At 69.0% G+C, this 18988-nt stretch carries 15 protein-coding genes; 11 read left to right on the forward strand and 4 right to left on the reverse strand.

What is annotated here, in order from left to right; translation table 11 throughout:
• Positions 1–262: 262 nt before the first annotated feature.
• The 4 genes from ASD35_RS22840 to ASD35_RS22855 all read right to left on the reverse strand — a co-directional run bounded on the left by ASD35_RS22840 (position 263) and on the right by ASD35_RS22855 (position 4650).
• Complete coding sequence (locus ASD35_RS22840) at positions 263–484, reverse strand: RNA-binding S4 domain-containing protein (protein WP_056877210.1); 222 nt, start codon at positions 482–484, stop codon at positions 263–265.
• Complete coding sequence (locus tag ASD35_RS22845; protein WP_056877211.1) at positions 477–2192, reverse strand: thiamine pyrophosphate-binding protein; 1716 nt, start codon at positions 2190–2192, stop codon at positions 477–479. Before ASD35_RS22845 ends, ASD35_RS22840 begins: the two co-directional genes overlap by 8 nt.
• A 9-nt stretch (positions 2193–2201) precedes the next feature.
• Positions 2202–3314, reverse strand: coding sequence for an AI-2E family transporter (locus tag ASD35_RS22850; protein ID WP_056877212.1), 1113 nt, complete (start codon positions 3312–3314; stop codon positions 2202–2204).
• A gap of 79 nt (positions 3315–3393) precedes the next feature.
• Positions 3394–4650 (reverse strand): MFS transporter, encoded by a 1257-nt coding sequence (locus tag ASD35_RS22855; protein ID WP_056877213.1) that lies wholly within the window; start codon positions 4648–4650, stop codon positions 3394–3396.
• Between the two features lie 69 nt (positions 4651–4719).
• On the opposite strand from ASD35_RS22855, the gene ASD35_RS22860 reads away from it, so the two are divergent.
• From ASD35_RS22860 to thrS, 11 genes are all read left to right on the forward strand, one after another.
• Positions 4720–5529 carry a helix-turn-helix domain-containing protein gene (locus tag ASD35_RS22860; protein WP_056877214.1) on the forward strand — a complete coding sequence of 270 codons (810 nt, stop codon included), beginning with the start codon at positions 4720–4722 and terminating at the stop codon, positions 5527–5529.
• Positions 5530–5628: 99 nt separating this feature from the next.
• Positions 5629–6648 carry an NADP-dependent oxidoreductase gene (locus tag ASD35_RS22865; RefSeq protein WP_056877215.1) on the forward strand — a complete coding sequence of 340 codons (1020 nt, stop codon included), beginning with the start codon at positions 5629–5631 and terminating at the stop codon, positions 6646–6648.
• On the forward strand, positions 6648–7100 hold the full coding sequence (locus tag ASD35_RS22870) for a GNAT family N-acetyltransferase (RefSeq protein WP_056877216.1): 453 nt from the start codon (positions 6648–6650) through the stop codon (positions 7098–7100). The genes ASD35_RS22865 and ASD35_RS22870 overlap by 1 nt, the downstream gene beginning before the upstream one ends.
• Positions 7097–7984, forward strand: coding sequence for an SDR family oxidoreductase (locus ASD35_RS22875; RefSeq protein ID WP_056877217.1), 888 nt, complete (start codon positions 7097–7099; stop codon positions 7982–7984). Before ASD35_RS22870 ends, ASD35_RS22875 begins: the two co-directional genes overlap by 4 nt.
• Positions 7985–8002: 18 nt before the next feature.
• Entirely contained in the window at positions 8003–9277 is a 1275-nt protein-coding gene (locus ASD35_RS22880; protein ID WP_056877218.1) for a TIGR03862 family flavoprotein, read from the forward strand.
• A gap of 97 nt (positions 9278–9374) precedes the next feature.
• Entirely contained in the window at positions 9375–10373 is a 999-nt protein-coding gene (locus ASD35_RS22885; protein ID WP_056877219.1) for a hypothetical protein, read from the forward strand.
• Positions 10374–10453: 80 nt separating this feature from the next.
• The gene (locus ASD35_RS22890; RefSeq protein ID WP_056877220.1) at positions 10454–10960 is read left to right on the forward strand and encodes a hypothetical protein; all 507 of its coding nucleotides are present in this window, start codon (positions 10454–10456) and stop codon (positions 10958–10960) included.
• Positions 10961–10986: 26 nt separating this feature from the next.
• A complete protein-coding gene (locus ASD35_RS22895; protein ID WP_056877221.1) occupies positions 10987–13356 on the forward strand; it encodes a Tex family protein in 2370 nt (789 codons plus the stop codon).
• A gap of 152 nt (positions 13357–13508) precedes the next feature.
• The gene (locus ASD35_RS22900) at positions 13509–15767 is read left to right on the forward strand and encodes a TonB-dependent siderophore receptor (RefSeq protein ID WP_157275717.1); all 2259 of its coding nucleotides are present in this window, start codon (positions 13509–13511) and stop codon (positions 15765–15767) included.
• Between the two features lie 19 nt (positions 15768–15786).
• Positions 15787–16875 (forward strand): patatin-like phospholipase family protein, encoded by a 1089-nt coding sequence (locus ASD35_RS22905; RefSeq protein WP_056877223.1) that lies wholly within the window; start codon positions 15787–15789, stop codon positions 16873–16875.
• 198 nt (positions 16876–17073) lie between these two features.
• Positions 17074–18981, forward strand: coding sequence for a threonine--tRNA ligase (gene thrS / locus ASD35_RS22910; protein WP_056877224.1), 1908 nt, complete (start codon positions 17074–17076; stop codon positions 18979–18981).
• The last annotated feature ends 7 nt before the right edge of the window (positions 18982–18988 follow it).

An 18988-nucleotide genomic window follows, 5' to 3' on the forward strand; every position in this document is an offset into this window, starting at 1 on the left:
AATCGGCAGCAGGCCGAGAGGAGGCATCGGCCCGCGCGGCACCGGCTCGCTTGGGCGTCAGGAGAGGGAGCGGGCGCAGCAGGCGCACCGCGCTGCATCGGCTGTCGGCACCCCGGCCACCCGGCGGTGACCGGTCGGCGGTATCGGCTCAGCGAGCAGTTGGAACAGTGTTTCGTTTTTGCGTTGGGCGGTCAACGCCGGGCAATCCCTGAACCCACGCGACTGAGGGGGCGGGTCTGCACCAGGACTGCGGTGGACGGCTTCAGCCGCCGGCACGGGCCAGCACGCGCACCTGCTGGCCGCCGAACTCGACGACCTGGCCGGCGCGCATCTTGGCGGTCTTGCGCAGCTCGACCTGCCCGTCCACCCTGACCTCGCCGGCCGCGATGAGCACGCGGGCGCGGCCGCCGCTTTCGACCAGGCCCACGGCCTTGAGCAGCTTGTCGAGCTCGATGTACTCGCCGCGCAGTTCAAGCTCAAGCATGGTGAGCCTTTTGCGCCGCTTCGCGGATGGCGGTCAGCGTCGAGCGCGAGGTGGACACGTCCGACGACAGGCGCAGGTGCAGCAACGCCGGCTTGCCCGCGGCGATGGCGGCGTCCAGCGCCGGGCCGACCTGCCCGGTGTTCTCGGCGTACAGCGCCGCGAAGCCGAAGGCTTCGGCCAGCTTGGCGAAGTCGGGGTTGAACAGGTCGCTGCCCGACACGCGGCCGGGGTACTCGCGCTCCTGGTGCATGCGGATGGTGCCGTAGGTGCCGTTGTCGACGACGATCACGAGCAGCTTCTTCGCGCCATAGCCGGTGGCCGTGGCCAGCTCCTGGCCGGTCATCAGGAAGTCGCCATCGCCGGCGATGTTCACGACCCAGCGCTCGTCCTGCAGCAGCGCGGCGGCGACGGCAGCGGGCACGCCGTAGCCCATCGCGCCGGAGGTCGGCGCCAGCTGCGTCCTGCCGAAGCGGTGCAGCGCCGTGTAGCGGTGGAAGCGGTGCAGCCAGCCGCTGTAGTTGCCGGCGCCGTTGGTGAAGATCGTGCCCTCGGGCAGCTTGGCATCGATGAGGCGGATGACCTCGGCCATGTCCAGCGGCGCCACGGGCGTGGGCACCAGGTTGGCCTCGTAGTCGGCATGGGCCGCGGCGGTCCAGTCGCGCCAGGCGATGTCGGCCGGCGGCGTCAGGCCGGCGAGCGCGGGCGCGGCCTGGCTCATGCTCGCGTTAATGAGCAGCTCGCCGGTGTAGACCCGGCCCAGCTCCTCGGCGCCGGCATGGATGTGGATGAGCTGCTGCGCCGGCCTTGGCGCCTGCAGCAGCGTGTAGCCGCCGGTCGTCATCTCGCCCAGCCGCGGACCGATGGCGAGGATCAGGTCCGCGGCCTTCACGCGCGCCGCCAGCCTGGGATTGATGCCGATGCCGACGTCGCCGGCGTAGTTCGGGTGCGCGTTGTCGAACAGGTCCTGGAAGCGGAAGGCGCAGCCGACGGGCAGTTGCCAGGCTTCGGCAAAGGTCTGCAGCGCAGCGGTCGCCTCGGCCGTCCAGCCGCCACCACCGGCGATGACCAGCGGCTGCTTCGCCGCGGCCAGGCGCTCGCGCAGTTCGGCCAGGGCGGTGGGCGTCGGCGCGGCCTCGGCCGGTCGCGCGGGCGCGACGACGGGCGCCGTGATGGGCTTGGTCAGCATGTCCTCGGGCAGCACCAGCACGACCGGCCCGGGGCGCCCCTGCATGGCGGTGTGGAAGGCGCGCGCGACGTACTCGGGCAGCCGCTCGGCGTCATGCACCTCGCCCACCCACTTGGCCATGCCCAGCGTGCCTGGGCCGAACATCTGGCGGTAGTCGACCTCCTGGAAGGCCTCGCGGTCGCGCTGGTCGCTGGCGACCTGGCCGATGAACAGGATCATCGGCGTCGAATCTTGGAAGGCGGTGTGCAGGCCGATGCTGGCGTTCGTCGCGCCCGGGCCGCGTGTGACGAAGCAGATGCCGGGGCGGCCTGTCAGCTTGCCCTGCGCCTCGGCCATGAAGGCCGCGCCGCCCTCCTGGCGGCAGGCGATGAAGCGGATCTGGTCGGCGTACTCGTGGAAGCCGTCGAGCACCGCGAGGTAGCTTTCGCCAGGCACGCCGAAGGCGGTGTCGACGCCCTGGGCAATCAGCGCCTCGACCAGCTTGTGGCCGGCCAGGCGTGAGGGGGTGGGTTGTCTAGTCATGTGCAGACTTTAGCCGCCCGGCCCCTTGCCTTCGGGCGGTGGCGGCGTCGTCAGCGCCTCTTCGCGCGCGGTGGCAAACAGGTCCCACACTGCCATGAACATCGCCGCGATGACCGGGCCGATGACGAAGCCATTGATGCCAAAGATAGCCATGCCACCGATGGTCGAGATCAGCACCAGGTAGTCGGGCATCTGCGTGTCTTTGCCAACGAGGATGGGGCGCAGCACGTTGTCGACGAGGCCGATGACCAGCACGCCGTAGAGGATCAGCGTCACGCCCTGCCAGATGGCGCCCGTCACAAGGAAATAGAGGGCCACCGGCAGCCAGATCAGCGCCGCGCCGATGGCCGGCAGCAGCGACAGGAAGCCCATCAGCACGGCCCACAGCAACGCGCCCTGGATGCCGAAGAACCAGAACGCCAGGCCGCCCAGCGCCCCCTGCGCGGCCGCGACCAGGATGTTGCCCTTGACGGTGGCCCGGATGACGGTGATGAACTTCTCCGCCAGCTGGCGGCGGTGCTCCGGCTCCAGGGGCACCGCGGCACGGATGCGCCGGGTCAGGCTGGCGCCGTCGCGCAGCAGGAAGAACGCCAGGTACAGCATGACGAAGAAGCCGACGACGACGTCCAACGCGTTCTGGCCGACGCTGTAGACGTAGGTCGCGATCATCTGGCTGCCGCGGCCGACGGCATCGGTGATGCGCGCCTGCAGTTCCTTGAGATCGGTCAGCCCGAAATGCTCCAGCAGGTCGTGCAGCCAGGCCGGCAGCACCGAGACGACCTGCTCGAAATAGCGCACGAAGTTGGTCTCGCCGGACTGCACGCGCTGGTACAGCGCCGCCCCTTCCTTCACCAACATGCCGGTCAGCAGCGTCAGCGGCAGCACCACCAGCAGCACGACCAGCGACAGCGTCGCCAGCGCCGCCAGCGTGGGCCGCCGCGGCCACCGGCGCAACAACCTCATCTGGATGGGCGCGAAGACGATCGCGATCACCGCCCCCCAGAACACCGCGCCGCCGAAGGGCTGCAGGATCCACACGAAGGCCAGCGTGACGGCGACCAGCAACGCCAGGAAGGCGTTGTGCTCAAGGCGCGGCGAGGTGACGAAACTCTTGAAGTTCATGGCGCGACGGTTCGACCCGAGGGCGGGCGGTGTCGCGCATGGTAAGTGGGGGCAAGCGCCCGGCAGCGGCGCCGTGGCGTCAGGCCGGCACCGCGGCCGATGCCCTGCGGCTCAACCCCAGCCCCACCAGCCCGGCCGACGCGATCCCCATCAGCAGCGCGGCTGCCGACCCGGCAAAGACCGCGCGTGGCAAACCATGATCGAGGATGGCGCCGAACACCGGCGCAGCCACCGCGAAGCCGATGTCCAGCCCCGAATACACCGTGCCGTAGACCCGACCGGTCGCGCCCGGTGGCGAGGCGCGCTTGATCAGCATGTCGCGCGACGGGCCGGCCAGGCCGGTGCCGAAACCGGCCAGCGCGGCGACCACCGCGGCCAGCCCGCCGGGCAGCCAGCCGGTGGCCACCAGCAGCAGCAGCGCCGCGGCGAAGGCCATGGCAAAGGCGATGGTGCGCTCCAGGCGCTCGGCCCGGGCCACCAGGAAGCCGCCGCAAACCATGCCGGCCGCGCCGGCCAGCATGTAGCCGGTGACGACATAGGCCGTCAGCGCCAGCGGCAGGCCGTAGATCTGGTTCAGCGCCGGGCTGGCAAAGCTCTGGATGGCCGACAGCGCCGCCGTCGTCCAGAAGAAGAACGAGAAGCACAGCCACACCGACGGCAGCTTCAGGAAGGCCATCGGATGCTCGGGCTTCGCGCCGGCCACCGGCTTGGCGTGGCCCCAGGAGCCCTGGCGGTCGTCGAGGGCGGCACGCTGCCAGAACAACAGGCCCATGACGGCCAGCGCCACCAGCGCCGTGCCCAGGTAGGCAAAACGCCAGTTGCCCGTGGCCTGCAGGATGGTCAGCGAGAACACCGGCGCGAGCGCCCAGCCGAGGTTGCCGCTGATGCCATGCACCGAGAAGGCGTGGCCCAGGCGCGGCTGGGAGACGCGCTTGTTGAGGATGGTGAAGTCGGCCGGGTGAAAAGGAGCGTTGCCGACGCCGGCCAGCGCCGCGGCCAGCATCAGCCCGCCAAAGCCCTGGGCCAGCCCCGCCGCCACCGACGCAAGGAAGAAGCTCGCCAGCGCCGCGAACAGCACCGGCCGCGCGCCGATGCGGTCGACGAGGAAGCCCGCCAGCGCCTGGCCCGCGCCGGAGATGACGAAGAAGGTCGTCACCAGCAGGCCCAGTTCCGAGTAGCTCAGGCCGAAGGCCTGGATGAAGGCCGGGAACAGCGGCGGCAGCAGCATGTGGAAGAAGTGCGAGGTGCCGTGCGCAACGCCGATGGTGGAGATGGTCGTGATGTCGCTGCGGCGCTGCTGGCCGGCATCGGGTGAGGAAGCGAGGGCGGTGTCCATGCCCCCACTCTAGGCAGCGGCGGATCGGCGCGGTTACGATGGTTCGTCAAGTTCTATCGAAATCCCGCCATGGCCGGCCGCCAGAGCTTTCCCGCCTTCTCGCCCGAGCGCTTCGCACCCACGCCCGAGCGCCCGCTGCGCGCCAAGGCACGCCTGCTGGAGCACCTGGCGGACATCCAGCCGCACCGGCATGACTGGGCGCAGCTGGTCTTCTCGGTCACGGGCGCCGTGCGCGTGAACACCGAGGCGTCCACCTACATCGTGCCGCCGTCACGCGCCGTGTGGATCCCGCCCGGCATCGTCCACGCGGTGACGGCCATCGAGCAGTGCGACCTGCGCACCCTTTACCTCGGCCCGGAGCTGCTCGACGGCGACGCCTGGCAGGTGGGCCGCGTGCTGGAGGTGTCGGCGCTGCTGCGTGAGCTGGTGCTGGCCCTGCCCTCGACCCCCGACCCGGCTCCGCCCGAAACGGCCGCGGACACCGAGCGCCGCCGCGGCATCGAGCGACTCGCCCTCATCGAGCTGCAACGCGCCCGCCCGCTGGCCCTGGGCGTGGCCCTGCCCCGCGACGTGCGGCTGCGCCGCCTGTGCGAGGCCATGCTGCGCGAGCCGGGCCGTCATGCAGGCCTGGAGGACTGGGCCGCGGAGGCCGGCGCCAGCGCGCGCACGCTGAGCCGGTTGTTCCGCGAGCAGCTGGGCACCAGCTTCGCGCAATGGCGGTTGCAGCTGCTGCTGGCCCACGCGCTGACGCTGGCGGCGCGCGGCCGGCCGATGAGCCACATCGCCGCCGAGCTGGGCTACGCCAGCGCCAGCGCCTTCACCGCGATGGTGACCCGCACGGTGGGCATGCCGCCGAGCCGGTTCTTTGCCGAAGCCTGACGACGGCTTCCCAGGCGAAACCGTTGTCGCCCCTGGGACGCGGGGCTCCCAGCCGGGGTGCTTCAATGGCGGCTGTCATGTGAACAGGCAGCCTCCCCAATGAGCCCAATCAACCGCCAGATCGTCCTCGCCTCCCGCCCCAAGGGCGAGGTCACGCCCGACAACTTCCGCCTCGTCGAAGCCGTCCTCGCGCCGCTGGCCGACGGCCAGGTGCGCGTGCGCAACCACTTCCTCAGCCTCGACCCGTACATGCGCGGCCGCATGAACGACAGCAAGAGCTACGCGGCTTCGCAGCCGCTGGACGAGGTCATGATCGGCGGCACCGTCGGCGAGGTCGTCGAGTCCAGGAACCCCCATTTCGCCGTGGGCGACAAGGTCGTCGGCATGGGTGGCTGGCAGGAGTACCTGACGGTGGACGCCAGCCAGCGCGGCGTGCTGCAGAAGGTCGACACCACCCACGTCCCGCTGTCCGCCTACCTCGGCCCCGTCGGCATGCCCGGCGTGACGGCCTGGTACGGCCTCGTGAAGATCATCAACCCCAAGGCCGGCGAGACGGTCGTCGTCAGCGCCGCCAGCGGCGCGGTCGGCTCGGTCGTGGGCCAACTGGCCAAGGCGCGCGGCGCCCGCGCCGTGGGCCTGGCCGGCGGGGCGGACAAGTGCCGCTACGTCGTCGAGGAGCTGGGCTTCGACGCCTGCATCGACTACAAGCAGCACCCCGACGTCAAATCGCTGTCGGTCGCCCTGAAGGCCGCCTGCCCGAACGGCATCGACGGCTACTTCGAGAACGTCGGCGGCATGATCCTGGACGCCGTGCTGCTGCGTGCCAACGCCTTCAGCCGCGTCGCCATGTGCGGCATGATCTCCGGCTACGACGGCCAGCCCATCCCGATGGCCGCGCCGCAGCTCATCCTCGTCAACCGCATGAAGGTCGAGGGCTTCATCGTCTCCGAGCACATGGACGTGTGGCCCGAGGCGCTGAAGGAACTGGGCACGCTGGTCGCCACCGGCAAGCTCAAGTACCGCGAGTCGGTGGCGCAGGGCATCGCCAGCGCGCCCGAGGCCTTCATGGGCCTGCTCAAGGGCAAGAACTTCGGCAAGCAGCTCGTCAAACTGAACTGATGCGCTGGACCTGTTTGCCGTTCAGCGAGCTGAGCGCGCAGCAGCTCTACGACCTGCTGGCGCTGCGCTCCGAGGTCTTCGTCGTCGAGCAGCAGTGCGTGTTCCTTGACATCGACGGCCTCGATCCGAAAACGCTGCACCTGCAGGGCCACGGCGAAGACGACGGCGCGCTCAAGGCCTATGCGCGGCTGCTGCCGCCCGGCCTGAAGGCGCCCGACGCCCTCATCGGCCGGGTCGTCGCCGCACCCACCGCGCGCAGCGGCGGCGTCGGCCGCGCGCTGATGACCGAGGCCGTGGCGCAATGCGCGCGGCTGTGGCCCGGCGTCGCGGTCACGTTGCATGCCCAGGCGCACCTGGAGCGCTTCTACGCCGGCTTCGGGTTCCGGCCCGTCGGCGCGCCCTACATGGAAGACGGCATCCCGCACATCGAGATGCGAAAGGAAGAGACATGAGCAAGAAGACCGCCGTCATCACCGGCGCCGGCTCCGGCTTCGGCCTGGAAACCGCCCGGCTCGCCGCGCAACGCGGCATGAACCTCGTCCTCGTCGACGTGCAGGCCGATGCGCTGGAGAAGGCCGCCGCCGAGTTCACGAGTGTCGAGGTGCTGTCCCGCGTTGTCGACGTCGCCAAGGCCGATCAGATGGAGGCGCTGGCCGCGGCCGTGCAGCAGCGCTTCGGCGCGCCGCACTTCGTCTTCAACAACGCCGGCGTCGGCTCGGGCGGCCTGATCTGGGAGAACGCCCTCAGCGACTGGGAATGGGTGCTGGGCGTCAACCTGATGGGCGTCGTGCACGGCGTGCGCCTGTTCACGCCCATGATGCTCGCAGCCGCCAAGGCCGACCCAGGCTACTCGGGTCATATCGTCAACACCGCCTCGATGGCCGGCATGCTGAACCCGCCCAACATGGGTGTCTACAACGTCTCCAAGCACGCCGTCGTGTCGCTGACCGAGACGCTGTACCAAGACCTGTCCCTCGTCACCGACCAGGTTCACGCCTCGGTGCTGTGCCCCTTCTTCGTGCCCACCGGCATCAACCAGAGCCACCGCAACCGCCCCGGCGAATTTGCCGCGGGCAAGCCGACGAAGAGCCAGCTGATCTCCCAGGCACAGACCGACAAGGCCGTGTCCTCCGGCAAGCTGACTGCCGCGGACGTGGCGGCCATGGTGTTCGACGCCATCGACCACGACAAGTTCTACATCTTCAGCCACCCCCAGGCCCTGGCTGGCGTGCAGACGCGCCTGGAAGACGTGATGCTGCAACGCAACCCCACCGACCCGTTTGCCGACAAGCCGGAGATCGGCGCCGGGCTGCGCGCCAAGCTGCGCGCCGACTGAGCCAGGGACAATCGGGGCATGAGTTCCCCGATTTCCATCGCCGTCATCGGCGGCGGCCCTGCCGGCCTGATGGCGGCCGCGGTGCTGGCCACCGCAGGCCACGCGGTCACCGTTTTCGACGCCAAGCCCAGCATCGGCCGCAAGTTCCTGCTGGCCGGCAAGGGCGGCCTCAACCTGACCCATTCCGAGCCGTTCGAGCCCTTCGTCGGCCGCTTCGGCGAGCGCGCTGCGCAGATCGAGCCGCTGCTGCGCAGCTTCGACGGCGAGGCGCTGCGCGCCTGGGCCGCAGGCCTGGGCGTCGAGACCTTCGTCGGCACGTCGGGCCGCGTGTTTCCAAAAGACCTGAAGGCCGCGCCGCTGTTGCGCGCCTGGCTGCACCGCCTCCGCGCGGCCGGCGTCAAGTTCGCGATGCGCCATCGCTGGACCGGCTGGACCGCTGACACGGGCCTGGCAGCGCTGCGCTTCGAGACGCCTGACGGCGAGCGCCTCGTCACGCCGCACGCCACGCTGCTGGCGCTGGGCGGCGCCTCGTGGCCGCAACTCGGCTCGGACGGCGCCTGGGCCGGGTGGCTCAGCGCCCGGGGAGTCGACATCGCGCCGCTGCGGGCCGCCAACTGCGGCTTCGACGTCGGCCCGACCGCGGCTCACCCGCAAGGCCCCGGCTGGAGCGAACGCTTCGCCAGCGAATTCGCCGGCCAGCCCGTCAAGCCCGTGGCGCTGGGCACAGCAGGTTTTGCGAGCCGCCCGGGCGAATTCGTGATCACTGCCACCGGCCTCGAAGGCTCGCTCGTCTACGCGGCCAGCCGCCACCTGCGCGAGCAGATCGACCGCACGGGAAGCGCCACCCTGCACCTGGACCTGCTGCCCCAGCTCACGGCGGAGCGCGTGTTCGCCGAAGTGAAGCACCCGCGCGGCAGCCGCTCACTGTCTTCCCACCTGAAGAGCCGCCTGCACCTGAGCCCGCTCAAGCTCGGCCTGCTGCACGAACTGCTGACCCGCGAGCAGATGCACGACCCCGCTGCGCTGGCCGCCGCCCTCAAGTGCCTGGCGCTGGATCTGCACGCAGCGCGACCGGTCGCCGAGGCAATCAGCACCGCCGGGGGCGTGCGCTTCGAGGCGATGGACGAGGGCCTCATGCTGACCGCCCTGCCCGGCATCTTCTGCGCTGGCGAGATGCTCGACTGGGAAGCGCCGACAGGCGGCTATCTGTTGACGGCCAGCTTCGCCAGCGGCCGGGCGGCGGCCCTGGGGCTGCTGCGTTGGGTAGGCCGCCGTCACACACTGTTGCAATGAGTCCGAGCGAGGCCCCTAAGCCGTAGGCCCGAAGTGTGAAGAACGCGTTGCGCGCACTTCTAGACTGCGCGGCGCTGTCATCACCACTTCAAAGAAAATGAACCTCCTGCGCCTTTCCACGCTGGCCCTCGGCGTGGCTGCTTCACTGGCCCATGGTCCGGCTTCCGCCGTCTCCCTCGTCACGCCGCCGACCCTGGGCGCACCCAACCCGTCCAACCTGTACGGGATGGAGCTCAACCAGTGGTTCGTCCTCAGCAACGGTGTGATGGCCGGCACGCTGATCGACGGTGCCCTGCGCCAGAGCGGCAGCACCGAGTACTTTCCTACTCCGGCCCTGCTGAGCCGCAGCGCCGATGATTCCCAGGTGTCCGGCGGCAAGCTGGCGTCCAGCTTTGCTCGCGTGGGTGCGTTCAGCGCCGGCGCGTCGGCATCCGCGGGCGCGCCGCTCGAACCCATGAGCACCGGCAGCATCGCGGTGGGCCATGCCACGGTGGCCTATTGGGCGGTGCTCGACCAGGACACGACGATCACCTTCGACCTGAAGCTCGACGGCCACATGGGCACCACAGGCGCCCGCTCGCTGGGCGCCGACCGTTCGGGCGCCGCCGTCACCGCGCTGGCGCTCGGCACCCAGGCCAACTACACGGCCGCCGGCTCCTACACCTTCCTGCAGAAGGCCGGCCTCGGCGCCTTCGAGGTGGGTGGAGATCCCTTGCTGCAGGAGCTGATCTCGGCGCACTCCAGCACGCAAACGCATCTCGACGTCTTCGCCGCGCAGAGCGACACGATGCATACCGCGCTGGATGTCGACACCACGCTGCACGTGTCCGCCCAGGGCACGCGCATCGATTGCGACACGCCGTTCTCGCCGGCCTGTGGCCGCTACTACTACGGCATGACGGTCTTCCTGTTCACCGGGGCGCAGAACGGCGGCTTCGCCGACTTCTCGCACACGATGGAGATCACCGGCGTGTCCGTGGGCGGCGGTGCGACCGTGCCCTTCAACGCCATCTCGGCGGTGCCAGAGCCGGCCTCAGCCCTGCTGCTGATCGCAGGCCTGCTCGGCCTGCGGGTCGGGCGCCGCAGCCGCTGCTGAGGGCGCCTGCTTTCCCTGTCTTCCCTCGTCGGTTGTTGTCCCCCTGCATGGCCCGCACGGCTCTCAGCACCTCCCTCGCCATGGCCCTCGGCCTGCTGCATGCTGGCGCAGCGTTCGGCCAGGTTCCCTTCGCCGGCCTCCCGACGCTTCCGGGCGGATTCCAGGCCACGGACATCGGGCAATGGCACCTCGCCGCCAACCAGGTGTCCGCCAGCACGTTGATCGGTGACAAGGACAGCACGCAGGAGCTGTTCCACCTGCTGCCCCGAGGTGGCGAGCTGACGGCCCACGTGCTGGACACCCAATCCATCGGCAGCAAGTCCGCCGCCGCGGCCGCACACGTCACGCCCACGAGCATGGGCACGGCCGCGTCGGCCGGCGATCCCGTGAATCCGGACAGCACGTTCTCGGGCGCCGTCTCCTCCGCGCTGCTGTACTCGATCGCCTACCTGGCCGTGGCAGCGGTCGGCTCACTCGCGGAAGGCACCGAGGACGGCTACCGTGCGCTCTATGCCCGGGGCCGGCCTCGACGCCTACTGAGACGGCGCTTTGTCGCGCCTGCACCGCCGCCCGGTCTGAGCGTGTAGAAGAGCCGGCCTGGCCGGCCGGGCTCATGGGAAACTCGCGGGCTTTGTCGTCGCTTCCCGAGCCCGTTTTGGACCACTTGATCGTTTCCCAGATCGCCGCCGAACTCAAGGTCAGGCCCGCCCAGGTGCAGGCCGCCGTCGAGCTGCTGGACGGCGGGGCCACAGTGCCCTTCATCGCCCGCTACCGCAAGGAGGCCACCGACGGCCTCGACGACATCCAACTGCGCGAGCTGGATGCCCGCGTGGCCTACCTGCGCGAGCTGGCCGACCGGCGCGAGGCGGTGCTCAAGAGCATTGCCGAACAGGGCAAGCTGACGCCGGAGCTGGAGGCTGCCATCAAGGCCGCCCCGACCAAGCAGGAACTCGAAGACCTCTACCTGCCCTACAAGGTCAAGCGCCGCACCAAGGGGCTGATCGCCCGCGAGGCCGGGCTGGAGCCGCTCGCCGACAAGCTGTTCGCCGACCCGTCGCTGGTGCCGCTCGATGAAGCGGCCAGCTTCGTCAACGCCGAGGCCGGCTTTGCCGATGCTCATGCGGTGCTGGACGGTGTGCGCGACCTGCTCAGCGAGCGCTGGGCCGAGGACGCCGTGCTGGTGGGCAAGCTGCGCGAGTGGCTGTGGGCCGAGGGCCTGTTCCAGAGCAAGCTGATGGACGGCAAGAGCCCCGACACACCGGACCACGCCAAGTTCCGCGACTACTTCGACTATGCCGAACCGATCAGGACCGTGCCGTCGCACCGCGCGCTGGCCGTCTTCCGCGGCCGCACGCTGGAGCTGCTGGATGCAAAGCTGGTGCTGGACGAAGAGGTCGTTGCCGGCCAGCCGACGCCGGCCGAAGGCCGCATCGCGAGCCATCTGGGCTGGCGCCATGCCAACCGCTCCGGCGACGCGCTGATCCGCAAGACGATCGCCTGGACCTGGAAGGTCAAGCTCAGCCTGACGCTGGAGCGCGACCTGTTCGCCCGCCTGCGCGAGGCGGCCGAGGCCACCGCCATCAAGGTGTTTGCCGAGAACCTGCGCGACCTGCTGCTGGCGGCACCGGCCGGCAAGCGCGTCGTCATGGGACTGGACCCGGGCATCCGCACCGGCGTGAAAGTGGCGGTCGTCAGCGACACCGGCCGCGTGCTGGACACGGCGACCGTCTATCCCCACGAGCCCCGCCGCGATTGGGACGGCGCCCTGCACACGCTGGCCAAGCTGTGCGCCACGCACGGCGTGAACCTGATCGCCATCGGCAACGGCACGGCCAGCCGCGAGACCGACAAGCTGGCCGGCGAGCTGATCAAGAAGCTGCAGGCGCTGGATGCGAACGTGCAGATCGAGCGGGTCGTCGTCAGCGAGGCCGGTGCTTCGGTCTATTCGGCGAGTGAGTTCGCGTCCAGGGAGCTGCCTGATCTCGACGTGAGCCTGCGCGGCGCCGTCTCCATCGCCCGTCGCCTGCAGGACCCGCTGGCCGAACTGGTCAAGATCGACCCCAAGAGCATCGGCGTCGGCCAGTACCAGCACGACGTCAACCAGAGCGAGATGGCCCGCGCGCTGGACGCCGTCGTCGAGGACTGCGTGAACAAGGTCGGCGTGGACCTGAACACCGCATCGCAGGCGCTGCTGGCCCGCGTGTCCGGCCTGTCGGCCTCGGTGGCCAGCAGCATCGTGCGCTGGCGCGATGCCCACGGCGCCTTCCGCAACCGCCAGCAGTTGCTGGACGTGACCGGCCTGGGCCCCAAGACGTTTGAACAAGCGGCCGGCTTCCTGCGCATCCGCGGCGGCGACAACCCGCTGGACTTCAGCGGCGTGCACCCCGAGACCTACCCGCTGGTCGAGAAGGCACTGGCGCTGCTGAAGCGCCCGGCCACCGACGTGGTCGGCCGCAGCGAGGTGTTGCGCACGCTCAAGCCCGAGCTGCTGGCCGACGAGAAGTTCGGCCTCATCACCGTCAAGGACGTGCTGGCCGAGCTGGAGAAACCCGGCCGCGACCCACGCCCGGACTTCAAGGTCGCGCGCTTCAACGACGGCGTCGAGGACGTGAAGGACTTGCAGCCCGGCATGCTGCTCGAAGGCACCGTCAGCAACGTGGCGCAGTTCGGCGCCTTCGTCGACCTGGGCGTGCACCAGGACGGCCTGATCCACGTCAGCCAGTTGTCCAACAAGTTCGTCAGCGACGCGCGTGAGGTGGTCAAGACGGGCGACATCGTCAAGGTCAAGGTGCTGGAGGTGGACCTGGCGCGCCAGCGCATCTCGCTGACGATGAAGCTGGACGCGCAGGCGCCGCGCGGGCCCAAGCAGGACAACAGCTTCCGCCCGGCCGCCCGCAATGAGCGCCCTGGCAACGGCTCGCGCGATCCACAACCTGCCGCCGGCGGCGCGATGGCCGCGGCCTTCGCCAAGCTCAAGCGCTGACCTTCGACATCGTCACACGCCGCTGCGATCATCACGGCCCGCACCACGGGCCGTCGATTGGCGCCCCTGAATCTGCAGATGGTCGCAGCGTCGCTGCGGTGCGTCCCGCGCGCGGCTATGTTCCGCGCCGCCTCGAAACCCCGGAGTTCCTCTTGAAAACCCCCGCCCTCGCCTCGTTGCTTCTGCTCAGCCCCGTCCTGGCTCTGGCTCAGCAGGAGGTCGACCGCGCTGCCGCCACGCCCACGCCGGGCAACCAGCAGCTCGAGCGCGTGTCGGTGACGCGCCAACAGACCGACACCGACCTGCGCCGCCGCCAGCCGGTGGCCAAGCAGCTCTACGGCCGCGACGAGCTGGACAAGTACGGCGACACGCAGCTGTCCGACGTGCTCAAGCGCCTGCCGGGCATCAACGTCTCCGGCGGCCAGCTGCGCATGCGGGGCCTGGGCGGTGCCTACACGCAGATCCTGGTCAACGGCGAGCCCGCGCCGCCGGGGTTCAGCCTCGACAACCTGAACCCCGCGCAGGTCGAGCGCCTGGAGGTCAGCAAGGCCCCGACCGCCGACCAGAGCGCGCAAGCCATCGCCGGCACGCTGAACATCATCCTGAAGGACGCGCCACGGGTCGTGCAGAAGGACCTGCGCGTGGGAATGGCCTATGCCAGCGAGAAGCCGGTCCTCAATGCCGGCTTCACGTATGGCGACCGCATCGTCGGCGGCCTCGGCTTCGTGCTGCCGATCTCGATCAACCAGTGGAACTTCGTCAACGAGAGCAGCGGAGACCGCGTGCGTGACAAGGGCCTCACCGGCCTGCGCAACGAGGGCCGCGACCGCTCGTTCGGCCACGGCTTCAACATGTCACCGCGCCTGAACTGGAAACTGGGCGACGACGAGACGCTGTCGGTGCAGGGCTTCTTCGTGCAGAACCGCTTCCGCAGCGAGGGGGAGAACACCACCGACGTGGTGTTCGAGGACCAGAGCAAGCCGAGCAAGAGCGTGATCCCGCCGAGCCTGCTCGACAACACCCGTAACCGCGGCACCTTCCAGGCCCAGCGCCTCAACCTGCAATACAACAACCGCTTCGGCGAAGACCGCCGCATCGAGCTGCGCGCTGGCGTCGGCAGCGGCGGTGCGGACTTCAACTTCGAGTTCTTCGGCCGCAACAAGGACGGCACCCCGGCCATTGACCGCGTCACGTCGGGCGACAACCGCAACCGCAATGCGACGCTGTCGGGCAAGTACAGCCAGTACGCTGGCGAGGCTCACACCATCACGACCGGCGCCGAGCTCGAACGCCGCACCCGCGACGAGATCCGCAGCACGCGGCAGTTCGACTACCGCAAGGGGACCGAAGCGAAGTGGGAGGATCTGCTGACCGGCGTCGAAGGCCAGCCCTTCAACGCGACGATCACGCGCTCGGCCGTTTACGTGCAGGACGAGTGGGAGATCAACAACCAGTGGTCGGCCTACGCCGGCGTGCGCCACGAGCAGATCCAGACGGCAAGCGAAGGCCAGGCCAGCCAGTTCGAGAGCACCAGCAAGGTGACGACACCGCTGCTCCACCTGAACTTCAAGCCCGACCCCAAGGGCCGCGACCTCGTGCGCGCCAGCCTCACGCGCAGCTACAAGGCGGCCGACGTGCAGCAGCTGATTGCCCGGCCGACCGTCAACACCGACTACGAGGTGCGCGGGCCCAACGCCCGCATCAACACCGAACTCGGCCCCGACCGCATCGGCAACCCGCAGCTCAAGCCTGAGCTGGCCACCGGGCTGGACGTGGCCTACGAGAAGTACCTGCCGGCAGGCGGCCTCATCTCGGTCGGCGTCTTCCACCGCCGCATCACCAACCTGATCCGCACCGACCGCCCGCGGCTGATGACGGTGGACTATGCGGACACGCAGCGCTACGTCATCACCCAGGTCAATCTCAGCAAGGCCACGACCCAGGGCCTGGAGATGGAGGTCAAGGGCCGCGCCAGCGAACTGTTCCCCAGCCTCTTCGAGCCCAGCACCAACCTCAACCTGCGTGCGTCGCTGAATCTCTACCGGTCCACGGTCGCGGACATTCCCGGCCCCGACAACCGCCTGGAAGGCCAGCAGCCCTGGCAGTTCAACTTCGGTGCCGACTACCGCATGAAGAGCCTGCCGGTCAGCATGGGCTTCAGCGCCCAGATCGCACCCGAGTTCGACGTCCGACAAAGCGTGCTGCAGAGCCAGACCTCGCTGGCCGCGCGCTCGCTGGACGCCTTCGCGGCGATGCAGGTCGGCAAGCAGGACAGCGTGCGCGTCAGCGTCAACGGCCTGTTCCAGCCCAAGCAGGGCACGCGCGTCGTCATCATCGACACGCCCGACTACAACCTGAACCGCCGTGACCCCGTGCCGTGGTGGGCCGTGAACTGGGAACACAAGTTCTGATCCCCGCTATCTTCCAAGCATGAGCTCGGGCGCCCTGCAGGTCTTTGCCGGCCCCGCCGCGAAAGCGCGGCTGGCGGAGCGCGGCCTGCGCGCCGACGACGTCGGGTTGATACCTGCCGCTGCCGGCGGTCCGAAGGGGCTGATCCTCAACGGGCTGGACCGCTATGTCTTCGGCGACTGGCTGCCGCAAAGCCGCCAGACCGTGCACCTCGTCGGCGCCAGCATCGGCGCGTGGCGCATGGCCACCGCTGCACTGGCCCACCGCGACGTCACCGCGGCGTTCGACACGATGGCCGAGGCTTACGTGACGCAGGAGTACGACGTGCTGCCCGGCGAGAAGCGACCGCGGCCGGAAGGGGTCAGCCGGCGCTTCGGAGAGATCCTGGCCGAGATCTTCGAAGGCCGCGAGACCGAGGTGCTGGCGCATCCGCGTTGGCGGCTGCACGTCGTCACGTCGCGAGGTCGCGCCGGGCTGCTCGCGCGCGAGGGCAGGCTGCGCACCCCGCTGGGCTACCTCGGCGCCTTCGCGGCCAATGCCGTGTCGCGCCCGCTGCTGGGCCGCTTCCTGGAGCGCGTCGTCTTCTCCGACCCGCGCGACCGCCTGCCGCTGAAGCTCAACGACTTCACCAGCCGCGAGGTGCACCTGTCGCGCGCCAACCTCCGCGGCGCGCTGCTGGCGAGCTGCTCCATCCCTTTCTGGCTGCAAGCCCAGCATGACCTGCCCGGCGCGCCGCGGGGTGCCTACTGGGATGGCGGCATCACCGACTACCACCTGCACCTGGACTACCGGGCGCTGCAGCAAGCGCACGCGCCGTTGGTGCTCTATCCGCATTTCCAGCGCCAGGTCGTCCCGGGCTGGCTGGACAAGGCGCTCAAGCACCGCCACCGCTCGACCGTGTTCCTCGACAACGTCGTGCTGCTGTGCCCGTCGCCCGAGTGGATCGACCGGTTGCCGGGCAGCAAGCTGCCCGACCGCAACGACTTCATCAAGCTGGACGCCGGCGAACGCCGCCGCCGCTGGCGCGTCGCCGTGGGCGAAAGCCAGCGACTGGCCGATGAGTTCGTCGCGTTGGCGCAGCGCGACTCGATTTCAGCGCTGCCGCTTTAGAATCCGCGCTCCACCCCTCAAGACTCCTTTAACAAGAGCGAGAAAGGCACCCTGGTTATGACACCGCGAACTACGACCACCTTCACCGGCACCACCGGTAACTAGTCGGCCGCGGCTCGTCACGCCAGTCCTTTTCGGACTTCACCAATCAAGCGCGGCAAGTGGCCGCGCTTTTTTGTTTTCGCTCCCGGAGCACCCATGATCTCGATTCAACTCCCCGACGGCTCGCGCCGTGAATACCCCGCCGCGCTGACCGTTGGCGACGTTGCCGCCAGCATCGGCGCCGGCCTGGCCAAGGCCGCTTTAGGCGGCAAGGTGGACGGCAAGGTCGTCGACCTTAGCCACGTCATAGCCCACGACGCCCAGGTCGCCATCGTTACCGAGAAGGATGCCGACGGCCTGGAGCTGATCCGCCACTCGACGGCCCACTTGCTGGCCTATGCCGTCAAGTCGCTCTACCCCGACGCGCAGGTGACCATCGGCCCGGTCATCGAGAACGGCTTCTATTACGACTTCGCCTACAAGCGCCCCTTCACGCCGGACGACCTGGCCGCCATCGAGGCCAAGATGACGGAGCTCGCGAAAAAGGATGAGAAGGTCGTGCGCCGCGTGCTGCCGCGCGACGAGGCCGTGGCGCATTTCAAGGCCATGGGCGAGGCCTACAAGGCGGAGATCATCGAAAGCATCCCGGCCGACCAAGACGTGTCGCTGTACGCGGAAGGCGCCTTCGAGGACCTCTGCCGCGGTCCACACGTGCCCAGCACCGGCAAGCTCAAGCACTTCAAGCTGATGAAGGTGGCCGGCGCCTATTGGCGCGGCGACCACCGCAATGAGCAACTGCAGCGCATCTACGGCACGGCCTGGGCCACCAAGGACGACCTGCAGAAGTACCTGACGATGCTGGAGGAGGCCGAGAAGCGCGACCACCGCAAGCTCGGCAAGGAGCTGGACCTCTTCCACATCGACGAGCACGCCCCGGGCGTCGTCTTCTGGCACCCCAAGGGCTGGACAGTCTGGCAGGAGGTGGAGCAGTACATGCGCCGCGTCTACCGCGACAACGGCTACCAGGAGGTCAAGGGCCCGCAGCTGCTGGACCGCACGCTGTGGGAAGCCTCGGGCCACTGGGAGAAGTACAAGGACAACATGTTCACGACGGAGTCGGAGAAGCGCGACTACGCGCTCAAGCCGATGAACTGTCCCGGTCACATCCTGATCTTCAAGCAGGGCGTCAAGAGCTACCGCGACCTGCCGCTGCGCTACGGCGAGTTCGGCCAGTGCCACCGCAACGAGCCCACGGGCGGTCTGCACGGCATCATGCGGGTGCGCGGCTTCACGCAGGACGACGGGCACATCTTCTGCACCGAAGACCAGATCCTGCCGGAATGCGTCGCCTACACGGCGCTGCTGCAGAAGGTCTACAAGGACTTCGGCTTCACCGATATCATTTACAAGGTGGCGACGCGCCCGGACGCCCGCATCGGTTCGGACGAGGTCTGGGACAAGGCCGAGCATGCGCTGATGGAAAGCCTGCGCGCCTCCGGCGTCGAGTTCGAGGTCGCACCTGGCGACGGCGCCTTCTACGGCCCCAAGATCGAATACACGCTCAAGGACGCGCTGGGCCGTCAGTGGCAGTGCGGCACGATGCAGGTCGACTTCTCGATGCCGGGCCGCCTGGGCGCCGAGTTCGTCGACGAGGATGGCCAGCACAAGCACCCGGTCATACTGCACCGCGCCATCGTGGGCAGCCTGGAGCGTTTCATCGGCATCCTGATCGAACAGCACGCCGGCGCGCTGCCCGTCTGGCTCGCGCCGACGCAGGTCGTGGTGGCCAACATCACCGATTCCCAGGCCGATTACGTGTCTGAAATTGTGAAATCGCTGCAAAAACAAGGGGTTAGGGCCCAGGCCGATTTGCGCAACGAGAAGATCACCTATAAAATCCGCCAGCATTCCATGCAAAAGCTGCCGTACATCCTCGTCGTAGGCGACAAGGAAAAGGCGAATGGCAGCGTTGCGGTACGCGCCCGTGGCAATCAGGATCTGGGCGTGATGCCTTTGCAAGACTTCCTCTCGAGAGTCTGTGCAGACATCGCGAACAAGGTCTGACAAGCCG

Source organism: Pelomonas sp. Root1444, from assembly GCF_001426885.1.
Lineage (GTDB): Bacteria > Pseudomonadota > Gammaproteobacteria > Burkholderiales > Burkholderiaceae_C > Pelomonas.